The organism is Aeromonas rivipollensis (assembly GCF_037811135.1).
In the GTDB taxonomy this organism is placed as follows: Bacteria; Pseudomonadota; Gammaproteobacteria; order Enterobacterales; family Aeromonadaceae; genus Aeromonas; species Aeromonas rivipollensis.
On the sequence record NZ_CP149130.1, the window covers coordinates 1457766 to 1474179 of the forward strand.

General features: G+C 66.1%; 15 protein-coding genes. 12 read left to right on the forward strand and 3 right to left on the reverse strand.

Annotated elements, in window-relative coordinates:
- Nucleotides 1–106 precede the first annotated feature (106 nt).
- The 4 genes from WIR04_RS06670 (at nt 107) to WIR04_RS06685 (ending at nt 4973) form a co-directional block, all read left to right on the forward strand.
- Nucleotides 107–1084, forward strand: a complete 978-nt coding sequence (locus WIR04_RS06670; RefSeq protein WP_338891413.1) for an aminoimidazole riboside kinase — start codon at nt 107–109, stop codon at nt 1082–1084.
- 71 nt (nt 1085–1155) lie between these two features.
- Nucleotides 1156–2520 carry a sucrose-specific PTS transporter subunit IIBC gene (locus WIR04_RS06675; protein ID WP_338891415.1) on the forward strand — a complete coding sequence of 455 codons (1365 nt, stop codon included), beginning with the start codon at nt 1156–1158 and terminating at the stop codon, nt 2518–2520.
- Entirely contained in the window at nt 2520–3935 is a 1416-nt protein-coding gene (locus tag WIR04_RS06680) for a sucrose-6-phosphate hydrolase (RefSeq protein ID WP_338891417.1), read from the forward strand. Before WIR04_RS06675 ends, WIR04_RS06680 begins: the two co-directional genes overlap by 1 nt.
- A gap of 27 nt (nt 3936–3962) precedes the next feature.
- Nucleotides 3963–4973, forward strand: a complete 1011-nt coding sequence (locus tag WIR04_RS06685; protein ID WP_338891419.1) for a substrate-binding domain-containing protein — start codon at nt 3963–3965, stop codon at nt 4971–4973.
- 72 nt (nt 4974–5045) lie between these two features.
- Here the strand turns inward: WIR04_RS06685 and WIR04_RS06690 are convergent, their stop codons facing one another.
- Together WIR04_RS06690 and WIR04_RS06695 are read right to left on the reverse strand one after the other, a co-directional pair.
- Entirely contained in the window at nt 5046–5774 is a 729-nt protein-coding gene (locus tag WIR04_RS06690) for an MgtC/SapB family protein (protein ID WP_025327670.1), read from the reverse strand.
- Nucleotides 5775–6003: 229 nt separating this feature from the next.
- A complete protein-coding gene (locus WIR04_RS06695) occupies nt 6004–6369 on the reverse strand; it encodes a hypothetical protein (protein WP_338891421.1) in 366 nt (121 codons plus the stop codon).
- A gap of 467 nt (nt 6370–6836) precedes the next feature.
- Between WIR04_RS06695 and WIR04_RS06700 the strand changes: the two genes are divergently transcribed.
- From WIR04_RS06700 to WIR04_RS06730, 7 genes are all read left to right on the forward strand, one after another.
- Nucleotides 6837–7151 carry a metalloregulator ArsR/SmtB family transcription factor gene (locus WIR04_RS06700; RefSeq protein WP_338891423.1) on the forward strand — a complete coding sequence of 105 codons (315 nt, stop codon included), beginning with the start codon at nt 6837–6839 and terminating at the stop codon, nt 7149–7151.
- Between the two features lie 2 nt (nt 7152–7153).
- On the forward strand, nt 7154–7564 hold the full coding sequence (locus WIR04_RS06705) for a YeeE/YedE family protein (RefSeq protein ID WP_338891425.1): 411 nt from the start codon (nt 7154–7156) through the stop codon (nt 7562–7564).
- Between the two features lie 13 nt (nt 7565–7577).
- On the forward strand, nt 7578–8024 hold the full coding sequence (locus WIR04_RS06710) for a YeeE/YedE family protein (protein WP_338891427.1): 447 nt from the start codon (nt 7578–7580) through the stop codon (nt 8022–8024).
- A 240-nt stretch (nt 8025–8264) separates the two neighbouring features.
- Nucleotides 8265–9404, forward strand: coding sequence for an efflux RND transporter periplasmic adaptor subunit (locus tag WIR04_RS06715; RefSeq protein WP_338891429.1), 1140 nt, complete (start codon nt 8265–8267; stop codon nt 9402–9404).
- Nucleotides 9397–10086, forward strand: coding sequence for an ABC transporter ATP-binding protein (locus WIR04_RS06720; protein ID WP_338891431.1), 690 nt, complete (start codon nt 9397–9399; stop codon nt 10084–10086). Before WIR04_RS06715 ends, WIR04_RS06720 begins: the two co-directional genes overlap by 8 nt.
- Nucleotides 10087–11301 (forward strand): ABC transporter permease, encoded by a 1215-nt coding sequence (locus WIR04_RS06725; protein WP_338891433.1) that lies wholly within the window; start codon nt 10087–10089, stop codon nt 11299–11301.
- Nucleotides 11301–12500 (forward strand): ABC transporter permease, encoded by a 1200-nt coding sequence (locus tag WIR04_RS06730; RefSeq protein WP_338891435.1) that lies wholly within the window; start codon nt 11301–11303, stop codon nt 12498–12500. Before WIR04_RS06725 ends, WIR04_RS06730 begins: the two co-directional genes overlap by 1 nt.
- Here the strand turns inward: WIR04_RS06730 and WIR04_RS06735 are convergent.
- Nucleotides 12497–14953, reverse strand: coding sequence for a diguanylate cyclase domain-containing protein (locus WIR04_RS06735; RefSeq protein WP_338892477.1), 2457 nt, complete (start codon nt 14951–14953; stop codon nt 12497–12499). The genes WIR04_RS06730 and WIR04_RS06735 overlap by 4 nt on opposite strands.
- Nucleotides 14954–15362: 409 nt before the next feature.
- Here WIR04_RS06735 and WIR04_RS06740 point away from each other — a divergent pair, with 409 nt between their 5' ends.
- Nucleotides 15363–16379: a lipoate--protein ligase A gene (locus tag WIR04_RS06740; protein WP_338892479.1), complete on the forward strand. Its 1017-nt coding sequence runs from the start codon at nt 15363–15365 to the stop codon at nt 16377–16379.
- Nucleotides 16380–16414 lie beyond the last annotated feature (35 nt).

Here is a 16414-nt window from a genome sequence, read left to right on the forward strand (position 1 = left end):
CCGATCACAAAAATGGCAGCCGGCGCCGGGATCTGTTGGTTGGCTAAAACGGTTTAGCTGATAATGCCGACCAAGAGAACAGAGCCCGGCTCTGGCAGTGGATCCGATGCAGCAGTGGAGTAGCAAGGTGGGGAATCGTGTGTGGGTAATGGGGGATGCGGTGGTGGATCTTATCCCGGAAGGGGAGCTGCACTACCTCAAGTGTCCGGGCGGTGCGCCCGCCAACGTGGCGGTGGGGGTGGCGCGGCTCGGCGGTGAATCGGCCTTTATCGGTCGGGTCGGCGCCGATCCCTTCGGCCGCTTTATGGCCGAGACCCTGGTGGCCGAGGGCGTCGATATCCGTCATCTGACCCAGGATCCGGCCCATCGTACCTCCACGGTGCTGGTGGATCTCGATGAGGCAGGGGAGCGTAGCTTCACCTTTATGGTGCACCCGAGCGCCGATCAGTTCCTGAGCCCCGCCGATCTGCCGGTCTTCCAGGCCGGGCAGTGGCTGCTGACCTGCTCCATCGCGCTGGCCAACGAACCGGTGCGCGGCAGCTGTCTGCAGGCCATGGCGACCATCAAGGCGGTCGGGGGGCGGGTCTGTTTCGACCCCAACCTGAGGCCCGAGGTGTGGGGCAATCCGGCCGAGATGCTGCCGCAGGTAAGCGCGGCCATGGCCCTGGCGGACGTGGTCAAGCTCTCGGTGGAGGAGCTTCAACTGCTGAGCGGCGAGGATGATCTGGCTGCGGGGCTCGCCACCATAACGGGGCCGGCGCTGGTGCTGGTGACCCGGGGGGCGGCCGGTGTGGTGGCCCGCCTGGGTGGCGAGCAACTGGAGTGGGTGGGGCCAAAAGTGACCCCGCTCGACACCACGGGGGCGGGGGACGCCTTCGTCGCCGGACTGCTGGTGGCACTGGCCGAACGGACCTCGCTGCCGACGCTGGCCGAGCTGCCCGCCATCCTGGCCCAGGCCCACGGCTGTGGGGCGCTTGCCACCACCGCCAAGGGGGCCATGACGGCGCTGCCGACCCGCACCGAACTGGATGCCTTTTTGCTATTGGGCGCGATCGAGCGCAAGCGGCCGTTGATCTGCGGCTAGAAGCCCGGGTCAACAGCCCCTACTCTCATGTGACAAGGGCCCGCCAGCCGGCGGGTCATAAGAGGAAGATTATGAATATCAGTGCGATAGCCAAGGATCTGGTGCCCCTGCTCGGGGGCAGGGAGAACATCGTCAGCGCCGCTCACTGCGCCACCCGGCTGCGGCTGGTGCTGGCAGACGACAGCAAGGTCAACAAGGCTGCCATCGACAAGCTGGAGGGGGTCAAGGGGTGCTTCAGCAACGCCGGCCAGATCCAGGTGATCTTCGGTACCGGTCTGGTCAACAAGGTCTATGCGGAGTTCGTGGCGCTGACCGCTACCGGCACCGCCAGCAAGGCGGAGCTGACCGACCTGGCGACGGCCAAGCTCAATGTGGCCCAGCGCCTGGCACGGACCCTTTCCAACATCTTCGTGCCCATCATCCCGGCCATCGTCGCGTCCGGTCTGCTGATGGGGCTGCTCGGCATGGTGCGCACCTACGGCTGGGTCAATGCCGACAGCGCCCTCTTCGTCATGCTGGACATGTTCAGCTCGGCAGCCTTCATCATACTGCCCATCCTGATCGGCTTTACGGCGGCGCGGGAATTTGGCGGCAACCCCTATCTGGGGGCGACCCTCGGCGGCATCCTCACCCACCCGGCGCTGACCAACGCCTGGGGCGTGGCGGGGGGCTTCAAGACCATGGACTTCTTCGGGCTGGATGTGGCCATGATCGGCTACCAGGGCACCGTCTTCCCGGTGCTGCTGGCGGTCTGGTTCATGTCCCACCTGGAGAAGCAGCTGCGCAAGCGCATCCCGGACGCCCTGGATCTCATCCTCACCCCCTTCCTGACCGTCATCATCACCGGCTTCGTGGCGCTGCTCTTCATCGGTCCGGCGGGTCGGGTGCTGGGGGATGGCATCTCCTTCGGCCTGAGCGCCCTCTATGAGCAGGCGGGCTGGCTGGCAGGGCTGGTATTCGGCGGCACTTACTCGCTTATCGTCATCACCGGCATCCACCACAGCTTCCACGCCATAGAGGCGGGGCTGCTCACCAACCCGGCCATAGGCGTCAACTTCCTGCTGCCCATCTGGGCCATGGCCAACGTGGCCCAGGGCGGTGCCTGCCTCGCGGTCTACTTCAAGACCCGGGATCTGAAGATCAAGGCGATTACCGTGCCGGCGGCCATGTCCTGCCTGCTCGGCATCACCGAGGCGGCCATCTTTGGCGTCAACCTGCGCTACATCAAGCCCTTCCTGGCCGGTCTGTTCGGCGGTGCCTGCGGCGGCGCCTACGTGGTGGCGGCCAAGGTGGGGATGACGGCGGTGGGGCTGACGGGCATTCCGGGCATGGCCATCGTCCAGCCTATGAGCCTAATCCACTACGTCATCGGGCTGGTGATCGCCTTCGGTGCCGCCTTCGCCGCCTCCTACCTGCTCAAGTACAAGGTGGAGTGATGAAGGAAAGCCATCTCCTCAACCAGGTTGTCCGGTCCCTGCTGGCCGGACAGCTCAAGGCGGCGGCCGATCCCCATCGGCCCCGCTGGCACCTGGCAGCCCCGGTGGGGCTGCTCAACGACCCCAACGGCTTTATCGAACACGATGGGCGCTACCACCTCTTCTACCAGTGGAATCCGCTCGGCTGCAGCCACCGCAACAAGGGCTGGGGTCACGTCACCTCGACCGATCTGCTGCACTGGCAGCACGAGCCGGTGGCGCTGCTGCCCACCGAGGCCTATGAGAGCCACGGCTGCTATTCCGGCTCGGCGGTGAGCGACGAGCAGGGGCGCCTGACCCTCGTCTACACCGGCAACGTCAAATACCCGGACGGCAGCCGCACCGCCTATCAGTGTCTGGCCCGCGCCGACGGTGAGGGTGGTTTTTCCAAGCTGGGCCCCGTGCTGGATCTGCCCCAAGGCTACAGCGGCCATGTGCGGGACCCCAAGGTGTGGCACGACGGTCGGCAGTGGCTGATGGTGCTGGGAGCACGCACCCTGGACGGCAAGGGGGAAGTGCTGCTCTATCGCGGCGACGGGCTGGATGCCTGGACGTTGGTGGGCCCAATCGCCGGCAGCGGGCGCGGGGGACTGGGGGACTTTGGCTATATGTGGGAGTGCCCGGACCTGTTTGCGCTTGGTGAGCGCCATCTGCTGATCTGCTGCCCCCAGGGCATAGCCCCCCGGGGGGAGGATTACCGCAACCTCTATCAGTGCGGCTGGCTGGCGGGGCAGTTCGATGGCGAGCACTTCGCCCACGGGGCCTTCCACGAGCTGGACCGAGGCTTCGAGTTTTATGCTCCCCAGACCACCCTAGACAGTCAGGGGCGCCGCCTGCTGTTCGGCTGGCTGGGGCTACCGGAGGAGAACGAGATGAGCCAGCCCACCATCCCCTATGGCTGGATCCATCAGATGAGCTGCCCGCGGGAGCTGTTCTGGCAGGACGACTGGCTCTGCCAGCGGCCGGTGGCGGAGATCGAGGCCCTCAAGGGGGAGCTGACCCGCTTCGAGGGGGCAGTGGGCGAGCTGCCGAGCCTGGCCATCGACTCGGCCTGGCTCGATCTGGCCCTGAGCGGTGAGGGTCGTCTCGGGTTCGGGGCCCTGGCCGAGCTGGTGTGGCAGCCGGGGCGCATCGTGCTGCGGCGCCAGAACTGGCAAAGCGGGGAGTGGGAGGCGCGATCCTGCCCCTGGCTTGGGGGGAGTATCACCGTCTTGTGCGATCGCTCCAGCCTGGAGTGCTTCGTCGACGGCGGACGCCAGAGCCTGTCGACCCGCTACTTCCCGGGGGAAAATCCCGGACTTTCCGTCAGTTACGACAGCGAAGGCAGCAAAATTTGCCTTGATCACTGGCCGCTGGCGGCCTGCCTAGTACAATAGCCCGGTGCTAGTCAGCCGGGAGGCCAGGTGGAGAAGAAGAAACGGATCACTATTGCCCAGATAGCGGAACTGGCGGGGGTCTCCAAGGCGACCGCCAGTCTGGTGCTCAACGGCAAGAGTGCGGAGTACAGGATTGCCGACGATACCCGCAAGCGGATCCAGGCGGTGGCGGACGAGTGCCACTACCAGCCGAGCTTTCATGCCCGCTCCCTGCGGGAGACCCGCAGCTACACCTGGGGGCTGGTGATCCCCGATCTCACCAACTTCGGGTTTGCCAGCATAGCGCGCGCCCTCGAGGCCCACTGCCGGGAGGCGGGGATCCAGCTGCTCATTGCCTGCTCCGAGGATGACCCCACCCTGGAGCAGCGGGTGGTGGACAACCTCATCAGCCGCCAGGTGGATGGGCTGATTGTCGCCTCCAGCGGTCACAGCGACGACATCTACGCCCGCATTCACGACCGCCTGCCGGTGGTACAGCTCGACCGTCACATCGGCGAGTCGCGCCTGCCCATGGTCATTTCGGACGCCTGCAAGGCCACCGCCGAGCTGGTGCAGGACATGGCGATCGATTGCGAAGAGGAGATCTACTACTTCGGCGGCCTGCTGGATCTCTCCCCCAGTCGCCACCGGCTGGCGGGCTATGAGCTGGGGCTGCACCGCGCCGGCCTTGAGGCGGATGCCGTCCGGGTGCGCCATCGCGACTATCAGCCGAGCTCGGGTTATCAGCTGATGGCCGAGCTGGTGGCCGAGCTGGGAGCGCCGCCCCGCGGGCTCTTTACCGCCTCCTTTACCCTGCTGGAAGGGGTGCTGCGCTACCTCAACGAGGCGGGCCTGATGGAGGCGGGGATGCGGCTCTGTACCTTCGACGATCACGATCTGCTCGACTGCATTCCCATGCGCATCGACTCCGTGGCCCAGGATTGTCCGGCCCTGGCCCGGGCCGCCTTCGAGCTGATGCAGCAGTTGATTGCGGGCACGCCGCCTGCGCAGACCGCCCAGGTGATCCCCCCCAGGGTGCGCTGGCGCAGTCGCCGTTAGCCACCCAGGTTCAGGCCCCATATGAAAAAGCCCCGCCAATACTGGCGGGGCTTTTTGCTGTTGGTTGCGGGTTCAATCCGTGGTGCTGGCGCGCCAGAAGATCTGCTTGATGCGGGGATGCTCCCCCAGCGTCTTCATCAGGGCGTCCAGCTCGTCGCCATCGATGGAGGTGGCGAGCAGCACCGCCGAGATCTCGATGTCCTGCTCCCCGAAGGGCTCTATATCCAGCTCGCTCAGGGGGTAGTTGGCCTGCTCCAGCTTCTGCTCCAGCCAGGGGAGCACCTCTTTCTGGTGAGTGCGGCGGATGAGCGCCGTGACGCGGTAGGTCACCTCTGTGTCGGTGTTGTCCACCGGATGACGGTTGATCTGGTTGACCAGGGGGCGCAGCAGGGTGTTGGCCGCCAGCACGAAGAGGGCGCCGAGCACCGCCTCCATGGCGAAGCCGGCACCGCTGGCCGCCCCCACCGCCGCCACGCCCCAGAGGGTGGCGGCGGTGTTGATGCCGCGGATGTTGCCCGATTCGCGCATGATGACACCGGCGCCGAGAAAGCCGATGCCGGAGACGATATAGGCCACCACGTGCACCACCCCATAGCTGCCGCCGTGCAGGTCATAGATGCGCTGGGCCAGGTTGACGAACAGGGCCGCCCCCACGGCGACCAGCACGTTGGTGCGAAGGCCGGCGGTGCGCTGGCGGTACTGGCGCTCGAGGCCGACCAGGCTGCCCAGCACGAAGGCGAGCAGCAGGCTGGCCAGGGTGTCGAGCAGGGCAAGCAGATCAAATTGTTGCCACATTCTCATGGGGTACTCCTTCTGATGAGTGATGGCTGCGCGCCATCCATGATGAAAAGCCGCACAAGAGGGCGGAAGATCCCGGCGATGATTGCGCTGATGGTCAGCAAAAAATGAAACACGGCGTGCGGGCGTTGCCTGCGCATCCCCGTAGGGCGCCGGGCAGAGAGCGAGCCTCAGCGTTCAGGGGGCCAGCATGGCCGGCCCCTTGAACGCTGGTTAACAGAGTATGGTGCTGTCAGGTGCGCTCGGGATCGCCACCGCGCGGGCGCAGTTCCCAGCGCACAGGGTGAGCGGCCCCGACCTGATGGACAAACTGCACCAGATAGCGGCGCTGGGGCGGGGTGCACCTCAGGTTGAGCACCAGCTCACGCCCGCCGCTGCGACCCGGTGTCATGGACTGCACCGGGTGCAGCCCGGCCGGTTGCAGGGTGTGGCTCACCATCTCCAGCACCTGCTCCAGATCGGCGCGATCCTCGCAGCGGATCTGCAGCCGGTAGTGGTGCTGACGCCGTTTACCCCGCAGCCAGCGCGGCAAGATGCCAAGGCCCAGCTTGTTCAGCAGGGGGTGAGTCGATACAGACTGGGTTGATATCAAACGCATAGCAGCCTCCTTGTGGGAAGCAGAAACTATGCAGGCAAGGCGCTCATGGCAGTTGGCCAGGAGTCACCCGACGTCAAGTGTAAAAAGAGAAGAGGGGAGTGGATTTCCGCTTCTCGCAGGGTTGCGAGTTGCGGCAGAGGGACTCTGCGGCTAGCTCGCGACCTGGGTGCCGACGACAGGAGTCGGCGTGGATCTGTCACTTGATGAGTTGCCCACCGACGGTCTCCGCTATTGATTAGAGGCGACATGGTAGCCGATACGGCTGCCGGGGTAAACCCTGGGCCATCGGCAGCAACATATTGAAACAAAATGAGGTTTTACCAAAAGAGGGCCCGAATGCCCCGGTTTTGCGGCCCTGGTTGGGATGATGTCATGGGAATTTTCTCTCATCTTTTTACTTTAGATATTGCTAATTTAATGCTGATTCATACAATGGAGAGAATATCAGAAATTGCTAATTTACTGCGATGGGCCCATTCGACGAGATGACCGGACAGGTGACGGACGCCGCCGCCCTGCTCAAGGCGCTGGCTCATCCCGAGCGCCTGATGGTGCTCTGCCAGCTGGTGGAAGTTGAGAAGGGGGTCGGGGAGCTGCTGGCCCACAGCCAGCTTGGGCAGTCGGCCTTCTCTCAGCAGTTGTCGGTATTGAGGCGCCAGGGGCTGATCCGCTCTCGCAAGGTCTCCCAGCAGATCTACTACTCCCTGGTGAGCGAGGCGGCCGCCGATGTGCTGGCGGTGCTGCAAACCCATTTTTGTCACTCAGAAAATAAGGAATCTTGATTATGGAAGGCCAATGGTTGCTCTCCCTGGGCGGGGGCATGCTGGCAGGGCTGTCTGCCCTGATCCTGATGCTGTTCAACGGCAAGGTGGCCGGGATCAGTGGCATCCTGGCCGGTGCCTTGCAACACAGACAGGCCTGGCGCTGGCTGTTTCTGCTGGGACTGGGGGGCGGTGCCTGGCTGGCGCTGACCCTGGGCTGGGCCAGCATGCCCGCCTTCACTGGTTTGCCCGGCTGGCCCGTCGTGCTGCTTGCCGGCCTGCTGGTGGGCATAGGCACCCGCCTTGGCAATGGTTGCACCAGCGGTCACGGCATCTGCGGCATGGGGCGGCTCTCCCTGCGCTCCATCGTCGCGACCCTGACCTTTATGGCGGCCGGTGTCATCACCGTCTTTCTGACCCACCACCTCTTCTGACAGGTTGATTGCCATGAGATTGCTGACAAGTTTGCTCGCGGGTTTGCTGTTCGGGTTGGGGATGGCCATCTCCGGCATGGTGGATCCGGCCCGGGTCATCGCCTTTCTCGATCTGGCGGGAGACTGGGATCCCAGCCTCGCCTTCGTGATGGGGGGGGCCCTGCTGGTCTTCATGCCGGGCTACTTCCTGCTGGTGAAGCCTCGCAGTCGGAGCCTGCTGGGGGAACCCATCGTCGCAGTGCCACCCCCCCTGCTGGATAGCTCCCTGGTAGGCGGAGCCACCCTGTTCGGCATCGGCTGGGGGCTGGTGGGCATCTGCCCCGGGCCGGCCCTGAGCCTCATCTCCAGCGGCCAGCCCATGATATTGCTCTTCATCGTGGCCATGGTGGCCGGGATACTGTTGTTTGATAAGGGGGTGGCGAGGGGATGGGGCAAGGTGAGCCCATCCCGTTCCCGCTGATGTCATGAGGTTGCAGCTTGCGCCGCTGCCCGGTTAAGCGCCACCGCGAGGGGCGCGGCGCGCTGGCCATCAGCCTGATTTTCGGGATCCTGCTCTCCTCCTTGCCCACCCCGATGGTGGTACCCTTGCTCTAGTATGCCCTGCTCTCCCGTCACTCATGACGGGAGTTAATAGCGAAAGCGAAATGATGCCCTGCTCTCCTGCCGGACGTGACGGGGGTCAATAGCGAAAGGATGCGCGATGAAGAGAGGCTGGCTGTGGTGGGCGGCGGGCGCCGGGGTGGCGCTAGCGGCCCTGGCATGGTGGTGGCGACCGCAGGGGACGCCCGTCAAGCTGGTGGAGGTCGGGCGGGGGGATGTGCTGGTGACCCTGGTCAACACCCGGGCAGGCACCATCAAGTCGTGCCAGCGGGCCGGGCTCAGTCTGCCCGGTGGCGGCGTGGTGGAGCAGATCGCCGTCAAGGCCGGGGACAGGGTGGCGCAGGGGGATCTGCTGCTGACTCTCTGGAGCGAGGACATTCGCGCCGATCTCAGCCGCGCCCGCGCCCAGCAGGCCCTCGGCAAGACCCAGAGCGAGGAGCGCTGCAGCGAGGCCACCTACTACGAGCGGGAGGCCCGGCGGCTGGCCACCCTGCTCGCCAAGAACCTCACCTCCCGCACCCTGGCCGAGCAGGCCCAGAATCTGGCCGATACCCGCCGCTATATCTGCCGGGCCTCCCGCCAGCAGGAGCGGGTCGACGAGGCGCTGGTCGCCCAGGTGGAGGCCCGCCTTGCCGAGCGCCGCCTGCAGGCCCCCTTTGCCGGCGTGGTGGCGGAGGTGAACAGCAAGCTTGGCGAATACATGACCCCCTCACCCCCAGGGGTGGCCATGCCCCCCGTTATCGATCTCATCGACGACCACTGCCTCTATGTCTCAGCCCCCATCGATGAAGTGGATGCCGCCCGCCTGAAGGTGGGCCAGCACGCCAGGGTCTTGCTCGACGCCATGCCCGGGCGCGACTTTGCCGCCATCGTCACCCGCATCGCCCCCTATGTGAAGGAGCTGGAGAAACAGGCCCGTACCGTGGAGGTGGAGGCGGTGCTGACAGCCCCGCCCGGCGACGTGCCCCTGCTTATCGGCTACAGCGCCGATCTCGAGGTGGAGGTGACCCGCGCCACCGGGGTGCTGCGGGTGGCGGCCAGCAGCCGGGCCGACGATGGCAGCGTGCTGCGGCTGGAGGGCGACCGCCTGGTGCGGGTCCAGCCCCGCTGGGGAGTGGAGAACTGGAACTGGATAGAGGTGGCCGAGGGGCTGGCCGCCGGTGACCGGCTGGCGGCCCAGCCCGGCCAGATAGTCGGGGAGGGGCCCTTCACCGCCGCCACGGAGCAGGCGGATGAGTGACCTCATTCGCCTCGAGGCCGTCAGCCGTCGCTTCATCCTGGGGGGCAGCGAGGTGGCGGCCCTCGCGCAAGTCTCCTTGCGGGTCGCCGAGGGGGAGTATCTGGCGGTGATGGGCCCCTCGGGTTCGGGCAAGTCGACCCTGCTCAACGTGCTGGGGTTGCTGGACCGGCCAGACGAGGGGCGTTACTGGCTGGGAGGGGAGGATACCGCCACCCTGTCTGAACCGGCGCTGGCCCAGTTGCGCGGCCATCGCATCGGCTTCGTGTTCCAGTCGTTTCATCTCATCCCCCGCCTGACCGCCCGGGAAAACGTCGAGCTGCCGCTGATGCTGTGCGGCGTCCTTCCCGCCGAGCGCTACCGCCGCAGCCAGCGCCTGCTGGGGGAACTGGGGCTGGACAATCGGGCCGACCACAGGCCGGCCGAGCTCTCCGGCGGTCAGCGCCAGCGGGTGGCCATCGCCCGGGCCATGGCCATGGCGCCGCGCCTCATCCTGGCGGACGAGCCCACCGGCAATCTCGACTCCCGCTCCGGGGAGGAGGTGATCACCCTGCTCGAGGGGCTCAACCGGGAGCAGGGCATTACCCTGATGGTGGTGACCCACGATCCCCGCATCGGCGAGCGGGCGGGCAGGCGGATCCTGATGAACGATGGCCGCATCAGCAGCGACAGCGGTGGGGGCTGAATGCGGCGCCCCGATGCCCTCCGCTTCGCCGCCGTGGCCCTGCTACGCCAGCGCGCGCGAGCGCTGGTGTTGATCCTGGCGGTGAGCCTGAGCGTCACCTCTGTGCTGCTGCTCACCGCGCTGGGGGAGGGGGCGAGGCGCTATGTAGCCGAGCAGTTCAGCGCCCTTGGCAAGGATCTGCTGGTGATGTTCCCGGGCCGCAAGGAGACCACAGGCGGGTTGCCGCCGGTCACCGGCAACAGCCTGCGGGAGATCACCCTGGATGACATGCACTACCTGGGCCAGCATCAACCCCAGCTCAGGCTGGTGCCGCTGGTGATGGGCTTTGCCGAGGCCAAGCAGGGTGCCCGGGTGCGCCAGACCATGCTGCTTGGCAGCAGCAACGGGCTGCGGCATACCCACGGACTTGAGCTGCTCTCCGGCCGCTGGTTGCCGGGGGACGCCGGGGAGGACAGGCCGGTGGCCCTGCTCGGGGAAGTGGCGGCCCGTGAGCTGTTCGGTCAGGCCGATCCCCTCGGCCAGTGGCTTCGCTTTGACAATCGCCGCTTTCGGGTGGTGGGTGTCTTCACCAGCCAGAGCAGCAATCTGGGGATGGACATGGCCGAGGCGGCGCTGATCCCGGTGGGCAGCGCCATGGGGCTGTTCAATACCGAGGGGCTGTTTCGCCTGCTGATCCAGCCGCTGGGAGGCCAGGCGGTGCCCCCGCTGGTGCAGCGGCTGGAGCAGCTGATGCAGGCGCGCCACGGGGTGCTCGATATCACCCTGGTGCGGCGCGACGCCATGCTGGCCACTTTCTCCACCATTCTGGCCACCCTCACCCTGGCGGTCGCCGGTATCGGCGCCATCAGCCTGCTGGTGTCCGGCATCATGATGATGAATCTGGCGCTCATCAGCACCCGCCAGCGAACCGGAGAGATAGGCCTGCTCAAGGCACTGGGGGCCGACAGCCGCCAGATCCGCCAGCTGTTTTTGTGGGAGGCGCTGTTGCTGAGCGGCGGTGGTGCCATCATGGGTACCCTGCTGGGCTATGTCCTGGTGGCCCTCGCCGCGCTGATCTGGCCCAGTTTCCCGGCGGCCGTGCCCTGGCTTGCGACCCTCTGCACCATCCCCGCGGCCCTGCTGACAGGGCTCTTCTTCAGCTGGCTGCCCGCTTCCCGGGCGGCGCGGCAGGATCCGGTCAGCAGCCTGCGCAGCGGGCAATGGAGCGGTGGCTGATGCGCCTCGTCGATCTGCTGTTCTGGCTCTGGCGTGCCTTGCTGGCAGGGCGCAGTCGCAGCCTGCTGTCGGCGCTCGGCATCGCCATCGGCATCGCCTCTGTGACCCTGCTCACCGGCATAGGCGAGGGGCTCAGGCTCTATCTGCTCGACAGCTTCTCCCAGTTCGGTACCCGCCTGATTGCCGTGACTCCGGGCAAGACCGAGACCGCCGGCGGCCCGCCCGGCATCCTCTCCAGCAGCCGCCCCCTGCTGCTGGAGGATGCCGATGACCTCGCCAGATTGCCGGGGGTAGAGGCGGCGCTCCCTGTGGTGCAGGGGCAGGGGGAGGTGCGCAGCCGCGGGCTGACCCGCAGCACCGCCATTCTGGGCACCGGCTCGGCAGCGCTCTCCGGTTGGCGCCTCACCCTGGCGCAGGGGCGCTTTCTGCCCGCGGATGACAGTGCCATGCCCCGCGCCTATGCGGTGCTGGGCGCCAAGGTGGCGGCTGAGCTGTTCCCTGGCGGCGATGCGCCGGGGAGTCTGCTGCGGGCCGGGGATCGCCGCTTTCGGGTGGCCGGGGTGCTGGCCCCCAAGGGGCAGTTTCTCGGCTTCGATCTGGATGACATGATCTACCTGCCCGCGGCCCATGCACAGGCGCTGTTCAACAAGGAAGGGCTGCAGGAGATAGATGTCATCTATGGCGCCGGGCAGGCGGAGCCCGAGATCACGGCCCCGCTCCGACGGGTGCTGATCGCTCGCCACGGCGCCGAGGATTTTACTCTCACCTCCCAGCAAGACATGCTGGCGAGTCTCGACAAGATACTCTCCATCATCAAGCTGGCGGTCGGCGGGCTGGGGATCATCTCGCTGCTGATCGGGGCGGTCGGCATCTTCAGCATCATGAGCATCGCCCAGCAGGAGCGGATCCCCGAGGTGGGGCTGCTGATGGCGCTGGGCTGCCCGCGGCGCCGCATTCTATTGCTGTTCCTGCTCGAAGCCGTGGTGCTGGCACTGCTGGGGGGCGTCATGGGGCTGGCCCTGCTAGGAGGGCTCAAATTGTTGTTCGCACTGCTGGCGGCCGGCTTGCCGCTCAGCCTCCATCCCCTCTATCTACTGCTGGCCCTGGGGGGCAGCGCCCTGGTCGGTCTGCTGGCCGGGGTCGCTCCCGCCCTGCGGGCGGTGCGCCTGAACCCCGTGGTCGCCCTGCGGGGTGACTAGGCGACGACCTCCCTGATCTGCAATGGGCGCTCTGGTTTGAACAGGGGGAAGTAGCGTCTGTCCGCCTGGCTCATATGGCCGACCACCAGCTCCTGAAGGATGAAGTTGAGCAGCTCGTCGTTGCCGAGAGTCCCCGCTTTGGCGGCGGCCATCAGCTGGCCGGCCTTGTCGAGCAGCCTTTGGTGATCCAGGCGGTGGCTGGCAAGCTCCCCGTAGTCCCACTCTGCCAGCAACTGCTCCTCGAAGGCGAAGTGCTGACGGGCCATCTCGAACAGGCTCGCCAGACTCTCCAGAAAGGGCTCGCGATTCTCGCCCGGATCCTTGATGTGCTCCAGCAGGCGGTTGGCCAGCATGAAGAGCTGGTGATGTTCGGCATCGATGCGGGGATGGCCGCACTCATGGCCGGGGTGCCACAGCAGGGTCCCCTGCGCCGGATCCCAGGTGGCCGTGAACAGGCAGACCCGGCCACGGCCCTGGTTCTTAGCCTGATACATGGCCTGATCGGCGTGGTGCATCAGGGTCTTGGGGTCGGAGCCGTGCGCCGGATAGAGGGCCACCCCTATGCTGCTGGAGATGCGCAGCGCCTGCTGCTCGAGCTGGAATGCATGGTGCAGGCTCTGGTGCAGCTTGTCGGCCACTCCCAGGGCGGCATAGCCGGTATCGGGCAGCAGGATCACGAACTCGTCGCCGCCAAGCCGCGCCACCAGATCCTCCTCGCGCACGCAATGGCCCATGCGCTCGGCCACCAGCTTGAGCAGCAGATCCCCGGTCTCGTGGCCGAAGGTGTCGTTGATCGGCTTGAAGTGGTCGAGATCGATGAAGATGAGGGCCAGGGGACGATCGGGCTCCTGCTGCAGCCTCTCTTTCAGCCGCTGTTGCAGCAGCCGGCGATTGGCCAGGCCGGTGAGGGGGTCGTGGAAGGCGAGGCGGCGCATCATCTCCTCCCGGGCGGCCCGCTCGGTGATATCCCGGGTCACCCCCAGGATGGCGTCCGGCCGCGCCCGGGTGTTGCCGTGCAGGGTGGTGACCGTCTCTATGGCCACCAGATGGCCATCCTTGTGGCGCAGCTGGGAGTGGATGACGCAGCGGGTCTGGGCCTGTTCACCCCGTTGCCAGGCGGCCAGGGCGGCGGTCATCTCCTCGCGCAGCCGTTTTCGGGACTCGTCGGGCAGCAGTTGCTTGAGTGACATGGTGAAGAGCTCGTCGGGCTCGTAACCGCTGAGGGGCCCTATGGCCGGGCTGACGTAGCGAAAGCGCAGGGAGGCGGTGTCCATGGTCCAGATGACGTCGGCGCTGTTCTCGGCCACGAAGCGGTAGTGCTGCTCGCGCTGGGCGAGTTCGCGGGTGAGCCGCTGGCGATCCCGCGCCTCCTGGCGCAGCCGCAGGTGGAGATACAGGAAGATGCCGAGCAGCACCAGCAGGCTGAAGGTGATCAGCATGGCCACCGCCACGCTCCTGTCGAGCAGTTGCCGCTGCTGGTGCAGCCGGGCCTGCGCCGGGTCGTAGATAAAGGGGGCCAGGCTGGGCACGGCCTTGAGCATGCCGGCCTCCAGATAGGTTCTGGCGATCTGCAGCCAGCGCTCCTGCTGCATGTAGCCCGGCTCTATGAGGTCGGGCTGCATCAGCGCCCGGGTTTCGCGTGCCTCGAACGCCAGCTGCTCGCGTCCGGACCCGCTCGGATACTGCGTCATGATGAGGTCTATCATCTCCTCGGGATTGTCCATGGCATAGCGCCACCCCTTGAGGCTCGCCTGCAGGAAGGCATGGACCCGCTCCTGCCTGGTGACGAGCTCGTGCTCCGAGGTAAAGAGGTTGTCGCCGTAGAAGTCAAAGCCGATGTCGCGGGGATTGAACACCCGGTAGGGGATGTTCAGCTGCGCCAGCGCAAAGGGCTCGGTGGAGCTGTAGGCACTGATGGCGTCCGCCTTGCCGGTCAGCAGCGCCTGTACCCCCTGCTCGTAGGGGAGGGTGTTCCACTGCCTGGTCTGCGTATAGTGATGCAGATAGGTCAGCAGCTCGTTGGAGCCCGGCTCCAGCATCAGCCGCTTGCCGGCCAGATCCGCCGGGGTGCGGATATCGGGTCTGTCCAGGGTGAGCAGCACCAGGGGGGAGTGCTGCAACATGGCGGCGAGCACCACCACGGGGCGACCGGCAGCCCGGGCCAGCAGCAGATCGCTGCCACGGATGCCGAACTGGGCCCGGCCCGTGGTCACCTCGTTGATCACATCGGTGCGGGGGCCGGCCTCGCGCAGGGTGACCTGCAAACCGGCGTCTCGATAGAAGCCCTTGGCGATGGCGGCATAGTAACCGGCGAACTGGAACTGGTGCTGCCAGGGGAGCTGTACAATGACGCGCTCGTCTGCGCGCAGGGAGGGGGTGATCAGGGCGGATATCACCACCCATATCGACAGTAGCCAGCAGCCAGGCTGGCAGGATGCATCGGACTCCGGCATACCGCTCTTCTCTCGGGAGGTGCTCTGCTGGTTAGAGTCAGACAATTTCTTCTCCTTCGCAAGGGGAGGAAAGCCCATAAAGCGCAGGAGTGCGGGCCATTAAAACTCATTTTTGTGTCATTCATCACGCTGGATGGAGGAACAGTGCATTTTGGCACCTCATCTGGCCAGGCAGCGGCCCCTGGTGGATGAAAAAGAGAGTCATTTCATGTCCCTCTTTGCACTTGCAGGCCGCTCCGTTGCTGATAGATTGCATTTTTCGGCGCGTCCAGGCCAACTCCAGCCATCCTGTCCATAGTGGATGACCGGGCGGGGGGCGCTGGGGACGCGCTCAGGGGAGGACGCCCCGGGAGCAGGGTGATATGGTAGTCTCCCCCTTTTCCAACGAGGTCCCCCTATGTCTCCTCCCATGTCTCCCTTGCGCCTGCTCGTATCCGATTCTCACGACCCCCTGTTCAACCTGGCGGTGGAGGAGTGCATCTTCCGCCAGATGGATCCCGCCCAGCGGGTGCTGTTCCTGTGGCGCAACGCCAATACGGTGGTGATAGGCCGGGCGCAGAATCCGTGGAAGGAGTGCAACACCCGCCGCATGGAAGAGGACGGCGTGACCCTGGCGCGGCGCAGCAGCGGGGGCGGGGCCGTGTTCCATGATCTCGGCAACAGCTGCTTCACCTTTATGGCGGGCAAGCCCGGTTATGACAAGAGCGTCTCCACTGCCATAGTGCTGGACGCGCTCAAGCGGCTCGGGGTCGAGGCCTTCGCCTCCGGGCGCAACGATCTGCTGGTGGCGACCCCGGACGGGGATCGCAAGGTGTCGGGTTCGGCCTACAGGGAGACCCAGGATCGCGGCTTTCACCACGGTACCCTGCTGCTGGAGGCGGACCTCGGCCGGCTCGCGAACTACCTCAATCCCGATCCCAAGAAGCTGGCGGCCAAGGGGATCACCTCGGTGCGCAGTCGGGTCGCCAACCTCTGCGAACTGCTGCCGGGGATAGATCACCAGCAGCTGAATGACGCCCTCATCGAGGCCTTCTTTCACTACTACGGTGAGCGGGTAGCGCCCGAGCATATCTCCCCCGAACAGATGCCGGATCTGCCCGGCTTCGCCGACACCTTCGCCCGCCAGCGCAGCTGGGAGTGGAACTTCGGCCATGCCCCGGCGTTCAGCCATCAGCTGGACGAGCGTTTCGGCTGGGGCGGGGTGGAGCTGCACTTCGACGTGGAGAAGGGGGTGATAGGGCGGGCGCAGATCTTCAGCGACAGCCTGGATCCGGCGCCCCTGGATGCCCTGGCCGAGCGCCTGGTGGGGACACCCTACCGGCCAGAGGCGATGGCGGCGCTGCTGCGCTCGCTGATGGGTGATTTCCCGGCCAGGGCCCATGAGCTGGCGGAGCTGGAGGCCTGGTTGGTGACGGCCCTGCGCTAAGAGACATGACCCGGATCACGAAACGGAGCACGGGC